This window comes from Tumebacillus lipolyticus, from assembly GCF_042682745.1.
GTDB lineage: Bacteria > Bacillota > Bacilli > Tumebacillales > Tumebacillaceae > Tumebacillus_A > Tumebacillus_A lipolyticus.
In genome coordinates this window covers 923098-936952 of the sequence record NZ_JBHUIO010000005.1, presented here as the reverse complement: position 1 = coordinate 936952, position 13855 = coordinate 923098, and the positions used below count along the sequence as shown (strand labels likewise).

The 13855-nt window shown below is 57.6% G+C and carries 14 protein-coding genes; all 14 read left to right on the top strand.

Features of this window, described 5'->3' with window-relative positions; all coding sequences use genetic code 11:
* Window positions 1–9 precede the first annotated feature (9 nt).
* The 14 genes from hpt to fsa all read left to right on the top strand — a co-directional run bounded on the left by hpt (window position 10) and on the right by fsa (window position 13846).
* Window positions 10–549: a hypoxanthine phosphoribosyltransferase gene (gene hpt / locus ACFSOY_RS09595; protein WP_386046028.1), complete on the top strand. Its 540-nt coding sequence runs from the start codon at window positions 10–12 to the stop codon at window positions 547–549.
* 49 nt (window positions 550–598) lie between these two features.
* Window positions 599–2533, top strand: coding sequence for an ATP-dependent zinc metalloprotease FtsH (ftsH, locus tag ACFSOY_RS09590; protein ID WP_386046026.1), 1935 nt, complete (start codon window positions 599–601; stop codon window positions 2531–2533).
* Window positions 2534–2600: 67 nt separating this feature from the next.
* Entirely contained in the window at window positions 2601–3683 is a 1083-nt protein-coding gene (locus ACFSOY_RS09585; protein ID WP_386046024.1) for an HD-GYP domain-containing protein, read from the top strand.
* A 13-nt stretch (window positions 3684–3696) separates the two neighbouring features.
* The gene (locus ACFSOY_RS09580) at window positions 3697–5397 is read left to right on the top strand and encodes a formate--tetrahydrofolate ligase (RefSeq protein ID WP_386046022.1); all 1701 of its coding nucleotides are present in this window, start codon (window positions 3697–3699) and stop codon (window positions 5395–5397) included.
* A 190-nt stretch (window positions 5398–5587) separates the two neighbouring features.
* On the top strand, window positions 5588–6532 hold the full coding sequence (gene nadA / locus ACFSOY_RS09575) for a quinolinate synthase NadA (RefSeq protein ID WP_386046019.1): 945 nt from the start codon (window positions 5588–5590) through the stop codon (window positions 6530–6532).
* A 44-nt stretch (window positions 6533–6576) separates the two neighbouring features.
* Window positions 6577–8187, top strand: coding sequence for an L-aspartate oxidase (gene nadB, locus ACFSOY_RS09570; protein ID WP_386046017.1), 1611 nt, complete (start codon window positions 6577–6579; stop codon window positions 8185–8187).
* A 1-nt stretch (window position 8188) separates the two neighbouring features.
* Entirely contained in the window at window positions 8189–9031 is an 843-nt protein-coding gene (gene nadC / locus ACFSOY_RS09565) for a carboxylating nicotinate-nucleotide diphosphorylase (RefSeq protein WP_386046015.1), read from the top strand.
* Window positions 9032–9052: 21 nt separating this feature from the next.
* Window positions 9053–9817 carry a type III pantothenate kinase gene (locus ACFSOY_RS09560; protein ID WP_386046801.1) on the top strand — a complete coding sequence of 255 codons (765 nt, stop codon included), beginning with the start codon at window positions 9053–9055 and terminating at the stop codon, window positions 9815–9817.
* A 15-nt stretch (window positions 9818–9832) separates the two neighbouring features.
* Complete coding sequence (def, locus tag ACFSOY_RS09555; protein WP_386046013.1) at window positions 9833–10318, top strand: peptide deformylase; 486 nt, start codon at window positions 9833–9835, stop codon at window positions 10316–10318.
* 311 nt (window positions 10319–10629) lie between these two features.
* Complete coding sequence (locus tag ACFSOY_RS09550; RefSeq protein WP_386046011.1) at window positions 10630–11010, top strand: response regulator; 381 nt, start codon at window positions 10630–10632, stop codon at window positions 11008–11010.
* A 5-nt stretch (window positions 11011–11015) separates the two neighbouring features.
* Window positions 11016–11420 (top strand): 3-aminobutyryl-CoA ammonia lyase, encoded by a 405-nt coding sequence (gene kal, locus ACFSOY_RS09545; protein WP_386046009.1) that lies wholly within the window; start codon window positions 11016–11018, stop codon window positions 11418–11420.
* Between the two features lie 19 nt (window positions 11421–11439).
* A complete protein-coding gene (kce, locus tag ACFSOY_RS09540) occupies window positions 11440–12255 on the top strand; it encodes a 3-keto-5-aminohexanoate cleavage enzyme (RefSeq protein WP_386046007.1) in 816 nt (271 codons plus the stop codon).
* 63 nt (window positions 12256–12318) lie between these two features.
* Window positions 12319–13176: a class II fructose-1,6-bisphosphate aldolase gene (fba, locus tag ACFSOY_RS09535; protein ID WP_386046005.1), complete on the top strand. Its 858-nt coding sequence runs from the start codon at window positions 12319–12321 to the stop codon at window positions 13174–13176.
* Window positions 13177–13201: 25 nt separating this feature from the next.
* A complete protein-coding gene (gene fsa / locus ACFSOY_RS09530) occupies window positions 13202–13846 on the top strand; it encodes a fructose-6-phosphate aldolase (RefSeq protein ID WP_386046003.1) in 645 nt (214 codons plus the stop codon).
* Window positions 13847–13855 lie beyond the last annotated feature (9 nt).

The following is a 13855-nucleotide window of genomic DNA, read 5'->3' as shown; positions in this document are numbered from 1 at the left end:
CGTGAACCAATGCATACAGACGTGCAAGAGATCCTCTTCACCGAAGACGAGGTTTCCGCCAAGGTGCGCGAGCTCGGAGAGCAGATCACCCGCGATACTGAGGGACAGGATTTGCTCGTCATCGGCATCCTCAAGGGTGCTGCGATGTTCATGAGCGATCTGGTCAAGCGAATCGACAGGGTGGTGGAGTTCGATTTCATGGCCGTTTCAAGCTATGGGAAGTCCTCCGAGTCCACCGGGGTCGTTCGGATCATCAAAGACCTAGACAAGAGCATCGAAGGGCGGCACGTGTTGATCGTGGAAGACATCATCGACTCGGGTCTGACCTTGCATTATTTGAAAAACCTGTTGTTGCAGCGCAACGCCGCTTCGGTCAAAGTCGCAGCCTTGCTCGACAAGCCGGAGCGCCGCAAAGTTGAGATTCTTCCCGACTATCTCGGATTCTCCGTGCCTGATCACTTCATCGTAGGTTACGGGCTTGATTTTGCGGAACGATATCGCAACCTTCCCTATGTTGGGGTTTTGAAACCTGAAGTGTATCAATCCTAAACGCGAATCGGGCGAATGTGGTACCAGGGGTGCCGAGAGGAGGTAAGGAATGAACAGATTTTTCCGCAATGCCGGTTTTTATTTGCTGATCTTCCTGATCACCGTGGGGATTGTCAACTTCATCACAGGTGAGAAGCAAGAGCGGCTGGAGATCACGTATGACAAGTTCATTCAAAAGGTAGAGAAGGGCGAGATCAAGGATCTGAGCGTGACGAGCGAAGGTCTCACCTTGAAGCTCACAGGCAAGATGACGGGCGACAGCGGCCAGGCGGAGGATTTCATCACCCGCGCGCTGTTCAGCGAGGAGTTCTCCAAGCAGTTGAACGATGAGCTGAAGGCTGCCAACGTCAAGATCAACGAGCCGCAGAAAGAGTCGATCTGGTTCTCCTTCCTCACCACGATCGTCCCGTTCATCGTCATCTTCGTTCTGTTCTTCTTTATGATGAACCAAGCGCAGGGCGGCGGCTCCAAAGTGATGAACTTTGGCAAGAGCCGCGCGAAGCTCTACAACGAGGAGAAGAAAAAGGTCACCTTCGAAGATGTCGCAGGTGCGGACGAGGAGAAAAACGAGCTGGTCGAAGTTGTCGACTTCCTGAAGGACCCGCGCAAGTTCGCAGCCCTCGGCGCTCGCATCCCGAAAGGCGTCCTGCTCAACGGGCCGCCCGGAACGGGGAAAACGCTTCTCGCGCGCGCCGTCGCAGGCGAGGCGGGCGTTCCGTTCTTCTCGATCTCAGGCTCCGACTTTGTGGAGATGTTTGTCGGCGTCGGGGCTTCCCGCGTGCGCGATCTGTTCGAGACGGCGAAGAAAAACGCGCCGTGCATCATCTTCATCGACGAGATCGACGCGGTGGGTCGTCACCGCGGCGCAGGGCTCGGCGGCGGACATGATGAGCGCGAGCAGACGCTCAACCAATTGCTCGTCGAGATGGACGGCTTCGGTGCGAACGAAGGCATCATCATCATCGCGGCGACCAACCGACCTGACATCCTCGACCCGGCACTGCTCCGCCCAGGCCGCTTCGACCGTCAGATCACGGTCAACCGCCCGGACGTGAAGGGCCGGGAAGCGATCCTGAAAGTGCACGCTCGCAACAAGCCGATCTCCGACGACATCCCGCTCGGGGCGATCGCGAAACGCACCCCTGGCTTCACCGGTGCCGATCTGGAGAACGTGCTGAACGAAGCGGCGCTGCTCGCAGCCCGCAAAGACAAGAAGCTGATCGATACGCAAGAGGTGGACGAAGCGATCGACCGCGTCATCGCGGGGCCGGAGAAGAAGAGCCGCGTGATGTCCGAGCATGAGCGCAAGCTGGTCGCCTACCACGAGGCGGGCCATGCTGTCGTCGGCTACCACCTTGAGCATGCGGATGAAGTGCACAAGGTCACCATCGTACCGCGCGGTATGGCGGGTGGCTACACGGTGATGATCCCGCGCGAAGACCGCTTCTTCATGACTCGCTCGGAGATGTACGACAAGATCTCCGGACTGCTCGGCGGCCGTGTCGCTGAGGAGATCGTGTTGAACGAGATTTCCACCGGCGCTCACAACGACTTGGAGCGCGTCACCGATATTGCCCGCCGCATGATCACCGAGTATGGGATGAGCGACCAGCTCGGCAATCTGCAGTACGGTCACCGTCAGGGCGGCAACGTGTTCCTCGGTCGCGACATCGCGTCCGATCAGAACTACTCTGACGCCGTAGCGCTGGAGATCGACAAGGAGATGCGCCGCATCGTCGACCAGTGCTACAACAAGACCAAAGAAGTGTTGACCATCCACCGCGACCAACTGGAGCTTTTGGCCAACGTTCTTCTCGAAAAGGAGACGATCGACAAAGAGACGATCGATTCCCTGATGGAGAAGGGCGTGCTGCCGGACGGCTCGGTGCCGGGCATGACGGTCAACATCACCTCCGAGTCCACGCCGAACCTTGAAAAAGATGGGGAAGCAGAGCAAAAGGACGACGAGAATAACGGGCAGTAAAACTGGAGACGTTAGAAAACACCTGTCGCTTGTTCGACAGGTGTTTTTTTGAAGGGTGGACTTCAACATGAGACTCGCATCATTGCAAACCATCACACCGGAAACGAGACTGGCACAGCCACTCTTCGATGAAAAAGGACTTGTGCTGTTGGCCAAAGGAGTGCCGCTGTCAGACGCGCTGATCAAGCGGTTGCTAGGCTTAGGGATCACCTCCGTCTTCATCGAGGACAGGCGGACCGAAGATGTGGTCGTCGAAGATGTGATCTCCCCGCAGACGCGCCAAGAAGCGTTGCAGCTGGTCTACACAACCTTGCAAAGCGTGATGAGCGCGGGCAAGCACCCGCGCCATTTTCAACAGGATGTGAGCGGACGCAGCATCCGCCGCCTGTTCGACACGATCCTTCAGGAGATGAGAGGCAAGCCGGATGCACTGCTCAACCTGTCGAGCATCTATACGAACGACGGGTTTCTCTATCATCACTCTGTGAACGTCTCCTTGATCTCGCTTGCGATCGGCATGGAGTATGGACTGACCGAAAAGCAGTTGCTCGACTTAGGCGTCGGGACGCTGCTTCACGATATTGGGAAATTGCGCCTGCCACAGGAGATCTTAAACAAGCCGGGCAAGCTGACGAACGAAGAGTACGAGCTGGTCAAGCAGCATTCGATGATCGGCTACGAGATGCTTCGGCAGCAGGATGATATCTCTTCGCTGTCCGCACATGTCGCCTTGCAGCACCACGAGCGAGTCGATGGGACAGGCTATCCGCGGGGCTTGAGCGGCGAAGAGATGCACATCTTCGGCAAGATCACCGCGGTGGCAGACGTGTATGAAGCGCTGACCGCCAACCGGGTCTACCGGAGCGGCCATCTGCCGCATCACGCGCTTGAGCTCCTGCTCGGGGGATGCGGCGGCCATTTTGACGGCAAGATCGTCGAGCTGTTCTTAAAGGCGGTGGCGATCTACCCGACCGGGTTGACCGTCAAGCTGAACACTGGCGAGACGGGCGTGATCGTCCGCCAAAACCCCAACCATCCGCAGCGGCCGGTCGTGCGCGTGCTGAAGGATGCGCAGGGGCGCAACGCAACCCCGTTTGAGATCAATCTCTTGGAGCATCTGACCGTTCTGATCACCTCATGTGAAAGTTAGGAGAGTGGATACTATGTCAACCGAACAACGCATGAAAACAGATATCGAGATCGCACAGGAAGCCACGCTGAAACCGATCCACGAGATCGCAGCCACGGTGGGGCTGTCCGCTGATGACATCGAGCAGTACGGCAAATACAAAGCGAAGATCTCCTTGGACGTCTACCGTCGCCTCGCCGACAAGCAGGATGGCAAGCTGATCCTCGTCACGGCGATCTCGCCGACGCCGGCTGGCGAGGGCAAGTCGACCACGACGGTCGGCCTCGGGCAAGCGCTCGGGAAACTGCTGGCCGACACCGAACAGACGGCGATGATCTGCCTGCGCGAACCGTCGCTCGGGCCCTCGTTTGGGATGAAGGGCGGTGCCGCCGGCGGCGGTTATTCGCAGATCGTGCCGATGGAGGACATCAACCTGCACTTCACCGGCGACTTTCACGCGATCACGTCGGCGCACAACCTGCTCGCCGCCCTGATCGACAACCACATCCACCAAGGCAACCTGTTGCGCTTCGACGTCCGCCGCGTCTCGTGGAACCGCGTGCTCGACATGAACGATCGGGCGCTGCGCCAGATCGTCGTCGGGCTGGGGGGACCTGCGAACGGCGTGCCGCGGGAGAGCGGATTTGACATCACCGTCGCCAGCGAAGTGATGGCGGTGCTCTGCTTGGCGCAAGATGAGCAAGACCTGAAAGAGCGGCTGAAGCGGATGGTGATCGGCTACAACCTCGACAAAGCGCCGATCACCGTCGCCGACCTCGGCGCAGAAGGCGCGATGGCCGTCCTGCTCAAAGAGGCGATCAAGCCCAACCTGGTGCAGACGCTCGAACACACGCCGGCGCTGGTGCACGGAGGGCCGTTTGCCAACATCGCGCACGGCTGCAACTCGGTGATCGCGACGAAGATGGCGCTGAAGCTGGCCGACTATGTGGTGACAGAGGCGGGGTTTGGCGCCGACCTCGGCGCGGAGAAGTTTTTCCACATCAAGTGCCGCCAAGCGGGGCTTCAGCCGACCGCGACGGTGGTCGTCGCGACCATCCGCGCGCTGAAGATGCACGGCGGAGTGGACAAAGCATCGCTTGGCGCGCCGAACGAAGAGGCGGTTCGCCTCGGGTTGTCCAACCTGTCCAAGCACATTGAAAACGTGCAGATGTTCAACATCCCGGCGGTCGTCGCGATCAACAAGTTTCCGACAGACAGCGAGGAAGAGATTCGCATCGTCACCGACTGGTGCCGCGACAACGGCATCCCGGTCGCCCTCTCCGACGTGTTCACCAGAGGGGGAGATGGCGGTCTGGCGCTCGCCGAGCAGGTGTTGCGAGTGGTCAACGAACGGCCGGGCTCCTTGATGTATCTGTACAACGAAGAGGATACGGTGCAGGAGAAGATCGAAGCGATCGTCCGCGATGTGTACGGCGGCGAAGGGGTGCAGTTCACTTCGAAAGCGCAGACGATGCTCAAGCGCATCGAGGAGATGGGGCTCAGCCATCTGCCGATCTGCATGGCGAAGACGCAATACTCCTTCTCCGACAATCCGAACCTGCGGGGGCGCCCGGAAGGGTTCACGATCACGATTCGCGAACTGCGCATCTCGGCGGGCGCCGGGTTTATCGTCGCGATCACCGGCGATATCATGACGATGCCCGGCTTGCCGAAAGTGCCGGCTGCGATGAACATGGATCTGCTGGAAGAAGGAAAGATCATCGGGCTCTTCTAAGCGACCAAGACTTGTTAGAGATTGCAAAGCGATCCCAGGGAACACTGTGTAGAAGAACGGTGCTCTGGGATCGCGCTTTCTAATTTTTGTGACAAATTTTTGTCAAATTGACACGTTAGATGATCAGGGTTAGAATGACAGAAAATAGGCATAATCAGCCCATTTTCTATAGGAGGGGGCACTGTCCGCGATGGCTACCTTACAAGCAGCACCGAATCGTGAACAGCTCGATCAATACAAAGAACGGCTGCTTCAGTTAAAAAAAGAGCGCAATGCGATCATTCTCGCGCACTATTACATGCGTGCCGAGGTTCAGGAAGTAGCCGATTATATTGGCGACTCGTTTGGCCTCGCGCAAAAGGCGAAAGATACAGACGCAGACGTCATCCTGTTCTGCGGGGTTCACTTCATGGCAGAAAGTGCAAAAATTCTCAACCCGGAGAAGATCGTGCTGATGCCGGACGATCGCTCCGGCTGCCCGATGGCCGACATGGTGACGGGAGACGGCCTGCGCAAGCTGAAGGCAGAATATCCGAATGCGACGGTGGTCGCCTATGTCAACACCTCGGCAGACGTGAAGGCGGAGACCGATATCTGCTGCACGTCCTCCAACGCGTTGAAAGTGATCAACTCGGTCGAGTCGGATGAGATCATCTGGGTTCCCGACAAGAACCTCGGGCACTACGTGTCCCAGTTCACCGACAAGAAGATGATCATCTGGCAGGGGTACTGCAACACGCATGACCTGTTGCAGCCGGAAGATGTGCACGCGCTGAAGGCGGAGCACCCGGGCGCGCCGATCGTCGTCCATCCGGAATGCCGTCCAGAGGTGGTGGCGTTGGCCGACTATGTGGGCTCGACCACCGGCATCTTGAAATATTGCCGCGAATCGAACTTCAAAGAGTATATCGTCGCCACCGAAGAGGGCGTGCGCTATATGCTGGAGAAAGAATCGCCGGAGAAGACGTTCCATTTCGCATCCCGCTATATGGTTTGCCCGAACATGAAAGTTCATAATGTCAAAAAGATGGTGCGCGCGCTGGAGACCCTTCAGCCGCAGATCGAAGTCGACCCGATGGTCGCCGAAAAAGCGCGCCGTTCGCTCGATCGGATGCTTGAGATCGTACCGAAATAAGCAGCGATAGAACCACGAGCTATCGCGAAGGAGCTACACATCTGATGTTCTCACGATTCCTGGCTAACTATAAGGCAGAAGACGTTGTCACACATGATACCGATGTGGTGGTGATCGGTACCGGAATCGCAGGCCTATACACTGCGCTGAAGATCAGTCGATATGCGGATGTGACGATCCTCTGCAAAAAGGGTCTCACCGAGAGCAATACCAACCGGGCACAAGGGGGAATCGCCGCGGCCATCGCCGAAGGCGATTCCCCTGACTTGCATCGAGAAGATACGATGATGGCCGGAGCTGGTCTGAACGATCTTGAGGCGGTGGAAGTTCTCGTCAACGAAGGTCCGAGCTTGGTCAACGACCTGATCCGCCTCGGAACGCAGTTTGACACGGAGGATGGGGAGCATCTCGCCCTGACCCGAGAGGCGGCGCACAGCAGGCGCCGCATCCTGCACGCGAACGGAGATGCGACAGGCGCGGAGATCGTTCGCGCCCTCGCGGTGCAGGTGCGCAACAACAGCCGGATTCGCGTGTTGGAAGACTCGTTCGCCATCGATCTGGTCACCGCGGCGAACGGCTCCTGCAAAGGGGTTCTCTACCAAAAGGATGACCGCCTCTACTACCTGCAGGCGCGGGCGACGGTGCTTGCCACCGGAGGCGCGGGCAACATGTATCGCTATACGACCAACCCGGATGTCACGACGGCAGACGGGTTTGCGATGGCCTATCGCGCCGGTGCGCAACTGCAAGACTTGGAGTTCATCCAGTTTCACCCGACGACGCTCAACTATCCGGGCGCGCCGCGCTTCTTGCTCACCGAGGCGCTGCGCGGCGAGGGGGCGCTGTTGCGAAACATCGCCGGTGAGCGCTTCATGCCCGCCTATCATGAGATGGCCGAGCTCGCACCGCGCGACATCGTGGCCCGGGCGATCGTCTCGGAGATCGAGAAGACCAAGGCGACGTTCGTCTACCTGGACATCACCCACCAGTCGCCCGAGCTGATCAAGTCGCGGTTCCCGACGATCTATGAGTTCTGTCTGCAGTACGGTCTCGATCTGACATCCGATTGGATTCCCGTCTCACCGGCCGCCCATTATGTGATGGGCGGTGTCAAAACGGATCTTTTTGGCGAAACCAATGTGAGAAGGTTGTTCGCCTGCGGGGAAGTATCCTGCACCGGCGTGCACGGGGCCAACCGGCTGGCGTCCAACTCGCTGTCGGAGGCGATCGTCTTCGGCAAGCGCATCGCCGAGCGCATCGAAGAGTTTTTGGACAGCGAGACGGGGGAGCCGATGCCGCTGCCGCAATTGGCGCATGTGATGAAGAGCCCGATCGACAAGATCGACAACCGCCGCCTGCATCTGCAAAAGGTGATGGTTCGCTACGTCGGGGTCAAGCGCACCCGCGAATCGCTGGAGCGCGCCCTGTCCGAGCTGGGCAAATACGTGCCGATGCTCTCCCACACATACAGCAAGAAGAGCGACTGGGAGTTTATCAACCTGCTGACGTCCGCCCTGCTGACCACGCAGGCCGCCTTGCTCCGCGAAGAGAGCCGCGGCGGGCATCATCGCAACGATTTCCCGAAAAAAAGAGACTCCTGGCTGAAACACACCATCTTCCATCGCGACGTTGGTGTAATCGAAGAGAGGTGCTAACATGCTGCTTGATGAGCGTGTGATTGAACGAGCGGTGCGTGCCGCGTTGGAAGAAGATATCGGTTCTGGTGATGTCACCACCAATTCGATCGTGCCGAAGGATAAGGAGGGCCACGCCACGCTGCTCGCCAAAGAGCCGGGCGTGATCGCCGGCCTTGAGGTGGCGGTGAGGGCGTTTCATCAGATCGATCCGACCTTGGAAGTGAACGTGCTCGTCAAAGATGGTGACGCCGTCGCCACAGGGACTCCGCTGATGGAGGTGGCCGGCTCGGCGCGCTCGATCCTGATCGCAGAGCGAGTGGCGCTCAACTTCCTCCAGCGCCTGTCTGGCATCGCGACCCGCACGGCGAAGTTTGTCGAGCTGGTGCGCTATTACAACGCCAAGATCGTCGATACCAGAAAGACGACCCCAGGCCTGCGCGCTTTGGAAAAATATGCGGTGGTCGTCGGCGGAGGGCGCAACCATCGCTTTGGCCTGTTCGATGCGGTGCTGATCAAAGACAACCACATCGAGATCGCAGGCGGTGTGAAGCAGGCGATCATGGCAGCCCGCCATCAGATCCCGCACACGATGCGCGTGGAGGTGGAAGTGGAGTCGCTGGAGCAGATCGATGAGGCGCTGGAAGTGAAGGCGGACATCATCATGCTCGACAACATGACGCCAGACACGATGCGCGAAGCGGTGGAAAAGATCGCCGGGCGGGCGATGATCGAAGCGTCAGGCGGCGTGACCGAGGAGACGATCATCGACATCGCCAAGACGGGCGTCGACTACATTTCGATCGGTGCGCTGACGCACTCGATCCGTGCACTAGACATCTCGCTAGACATTCTCGCAAAATAATCGGGAGAAAGAGAAGATATGATGATCCTCGTTCTGGATGTAGGGAATACGAATATCACGCTTGGCGTCTACAAGGATGAAGAGCTGCTCTATCATTGGCGGATTGCGACGATCCGCGAGCGCACCGAAGACGAGCTGGGCATTTTGGTCAAGAGCTTGCTGGCAGACAAGGGCATCAGCGTCGGAGAGATTCAGGGCATCGCGATCTCCTCTGTCGTGCCGCCTTTGATGTTTGCGCTGGAAAAGATGTCGGTCAAATATTTCGGCCACAAGCCGATCGTTATCGGACCGGGCGTGAAGACCGGGCTGAACATCAAGTATGAAAACCCGCGCGAAGTCGGTGCGGACCGCATCGTCAACGCCGTCGGTGCGATCGAGAAGTATGGCTATCCGCTGATCATCGTCGACTTCGGGACGGCGACCACCTTCTGTGTGATCAACGAGGTAGGAGACTACATGGGCGGCGTGGTCGCGCCAGGCATCAACATCTCGACAGAAGCGCTGTTTCGCCATGCGGCCAAGCTGCCACGCATCGAGATCACGCGCCCGGCGAGCGTCGTCGGACGAAACACGATCACGTCGATGCAGTCGGGCGTCCTGTACGGTTTCACCGGGCAGGTGGACGGGATCGTGTCGCGAATCAAGAAGGAGTTCAACCTGCCGTTTAAAGTGATCGCGACCGGCGGGCTGGCCACCTTGATCTCTGCGGAGTCGTTTGAGATCGAGATTCAGGATGACAATTTGACGCTCGATGGGTTGCGGATCATCTGGGATCGCAACCAATAAAGGGAGGGAAAGAAAGTGGCAGTTAGACCTGTTGTGCTCGACCCGCATCCGGTGTTGCGTCAGATCGCAGCGCCGGTCACCAAGATCGACCAAGAGATCCTCACATTGCTCGACGATATGGCAGATACGATGTATGACTACAACGGGATCGGGTTGGCCGCCCCACAAGTCGGAATCTCCCTGCGCGTGATCGTGGTCGATTACGGCGATGAGTTTGGCGGCTTGATCGAGATGATCAACCCGGAGATCGTGGAGAAGTCAGGTTCGGTGGTCGATGTGGAAGGCTGCTTGTCCATCCCCGGCTTGCGCGGCAACGTGGAGCGCTATGAAAAGCTCACCCTGCGCTTCCAATCCCGCGATGGCAAGGCGTATGAGATGAAGCCGGAAGGATATTTCGCTCGCGTCTTCCAACACGAGATCGACCATCTCGATGGCATCTTGTACACCGACAAGGCGATCGAAACCTACCCGATCGAGGAAACAGAGACGGAAGAAGCATAATCGTTAGCGCACAAAACCCTTGCGAACTGGCAAGGGTTTTCTCATAATGAAAGAAAGTGGAAAAGGTACAAGCGACCTTCAACAAGCTGTCTGTCAGTGATTATCTATTTCTCAAGCCCGGTCTGAATTTCCCTTTTTCGCCATATCATTCGAAAGGCGCAGAACTTGCAGAATGTTGTAAAAATTTTTCTGTCGAATAAAGTCGAAATTAAACGAACAGCCATTTATTAGTGAATGAAGAAAAGGATTTTCAATGCGGGAATCGAAATCAAACTGACATGGAAACGATTTGAAGAGAGGGGACTCACTCGATGGGCAGCAAGGATAAAAAAGTATTGATCGTCGATGATCAGTATGGGATTCGCGTACTATTGCATGAAGTATTGGACAAAGAAGGCTATTCGATTTTTCAAGCGCCAAACGGCATGACCGCTTTGCAGATCGTCAAGGAGGAGCAGCCTGACCTCGTATTGCTCGACATGAAAATCCCGGGCATGGACGGTCTTGAGATTCTTCGACATATCCGCAACATCGAACCTGATACGAAAGTGATCATGATGACCGCCTACGGAGAGCTCGATCTGATCAAAGAAGCGACCGTGCTTGGTGCGCTCACTCATTTCACCAAACCGTTCGACATCGATGAATTGCGAGAAGCGGTCAACCAGCAGTTGATGGAGAGAGGGGAATAAGCAAGATGGAACACACATCTATGATTCGCCTGCGCATGAGCGCACATGACGCTCACTACGGAGGTGATCTTGTCGATGGAGCGCGAATGCTCGGTCTATTTGGCGATGTTGCCACCGAGCTGTTGATTCGCTTGGATGGGGATGAAGGGCTGTTTGTCGCCTATGATTGTGTGGAGTTTAAAGCGCCTGTCTTCGCAGGTGATTATATTGAGGCGCACGGCAAGATCACCAAGATCGGCAACACGTCGCGTCAGATGGAATTTCACGCCTATAAGGTGATCCAAGGCAACATCGACCCGGCCAACCCTTCGGCAGCCGACGTGCTGGCTGAGCCGATCCTCGTCTGCTATGCGCGCGGCACCTGTGTCACGCCGAAAGACAAGCAGCGGTTGACCGCGAAGAGCGAGTAGAGGAAGGGGGCAGTTCGCTATGCAGAAATTGATCATCACCTGTGCGCTGACAGGGGCGGAAGTCACGCGGGAGCACACGCCCTACCTGCCGATCACGCCTGATGAGATCGCCGAGAGCGCCTACCGCTGCTGGCAGGCGGGCGCTTCGATCGTTCACGTCCATGCGCGGGAGAGCGACGGCACGCCGACGCAGGACAAGGAGATCTACCGCCAGATCATCGAGAAGGTGGCAGCAAAATGTCCGGTTATCGTCCAGGTCTCCACCGGCGGCGCTGTCGGCATGACGCCAGAAGAGCGCTTGCAGCCGGTCACCTTGAAGCCGGAGATGGCGACGCTGACGGTCGGCACCGTCAACTTTGGCGACGATGTGTTCATGAACACGCCGAAGGATATTGAGCGCTTTGCGCAGGTCATGCAGGAGCATGGCGTGCGCCCCGAATTTGAAGTTTTCGAAGTGGGCATGATAACGAATGCGCTGCGGCTTTTGAAAAAAGGACTGGTCAGCGAGCCTCTGCACTTCGACTTTGTGATGGGAGTGCCCGGCGCGATCCCCGGCACGCCTGAAAACCTGATGCATCTGATCAAGCAGCTGCCAGACGGAGCCAGCTGGTCGGTCGCAGGCGTGGGGCGCTCGCAACTGCCGCTCTCCACGATGGCGATCTTGCTCGGGGGTCATGTTCGAGTCGGGTTCGAAGATAATATTTACTATGAGAAAGGCGTGCTGGCGGAGAGCAACGCTCAGTTTGTCGAGCGCGTCGTTCGCCTTGCCAAAGAGTTGGGACGCGAGGTAGCAACTCCTGACGAGGCAAGAAAAATGTTGGGACTCCCTCTGTAATTTGGTATCATGAGTAATGGATAGAACCAGATTGGATTTCGATTCGAGGACGGAGGGTACATAATGGCATTTGCATCTTTTAAAGAAGTATTGCTCGACGGCTACAAAAACGGGTATGCGGTCGGTCAATTCAACATGAACAACTTGGAGTTCACCCAAGCGATCATCGAAGCTGCCAACGAGGAAAAATCGCCGGTCATCTTCGGCGTGTCGGAAGGCGCGATCAAGTACATGGGGCTGGAATACACCGTCGCGATGGCGCGCGTCGCGATGGAATCGGCAAAAGTTCCGGTCATCCTGCACCTCGACCACGGTCCGAACCGCGACCTGGTGATGAAGTGCATCAAGGCTGGCTTCTCCTCGATCATGATCGATGCGTCTCACTACCCGCTGGAAGAGAACATTCGCCTCTCCCGCGAGATCGTCGACCTGTGCCATGCGGTCGGCATCGAGGTGGAAGGTGAGCTCGGCCGCATCGGCGGCACCGAAGATGATCTGACGGTCGATGAGCGCGATGCGACGCTGGCGATTCCGGCGGAAGCGAAGCGCCTGGTCGAAGAGTCGGGCATCGATGCGCTGGCGCCTGCGATCGGTTCGGCGCACGGCCCCTACAAAGGCAAGCCGGAGCTGGCATTTGGTCGCCTGCAAGAGATTCGCGACCTGTTGCCGACCACTCCGCTCGTCCTGCACGGCGGCTCTGGGATTCCGGATGAAGATATCAGGAAAGCGATCTCGCTCGGCGTGGCGAAGATCAACGTGAACACGGAGAACCAGATCGCGATGACGAAGGTGATCCGCGAAGTGCTGGGCAACGATGCGAACGCGTACGACCCGCGCAAATATTTGAAGCCTGCTCGTGAAGCGATCAAGGAGACGGTGAAGCAAAAGATGCGCCTGTTCGGTTCGTCCGGCCGCGCGTAAGCTGTCTTTCAAAGGAGGAAGCGCTTTGAAATTTTTTCTTGACACGGCAAATGTAGCGGAGATCAAAAGTGCAGCAGAGCTCGGCGTGATCGCCGGAGTCACCACCAACCCGTCACTGGTGGCGAAAGAGGGCGGCGACTTTCTGGAGATGCTTCAAGAGATCGTCCAGATCGTCGACGGCCCGATCTCCGCAGAGGTGATTTCGCTCGACGCGAAAGGGATGGTGGAGGAGGGCGAGAAGCTGGCCAAACTCCACAAAAACATCGTGATCAAAGTCCCGATGACATTAGAAGGGCTGAAGGCGGTACACGCCTTTCACAAGCAGGGGATCAAGACGAACGTCACGCTGATCTTCTCGGCCAACCAAGCGCTGCTCGCCGCCCGTGCGGGCGCCACGTTCGTCTCGCCATTTTTAGGGCGCTTGGATGACATCTCGGTGGAGGGGATCGGGCTGATCCGCGACATCGCGGAGATCTTTGCGATCCACAGCATCGACACGGAGATCATCGCCGCGTCGATTCGCCACCCGATGCACGTTCATCAGGCGGCGCTGGCAGGCGCTCATATCGGCACCCTGCCGCTCAAAGTGTTGGAGTCGCTCGTCAAGCATCCGCTGACCGACCAAGGCATCGAACGCTTTTTGGCCGACTGGAATCAAGCGAAGAAATAAGCACCTGTA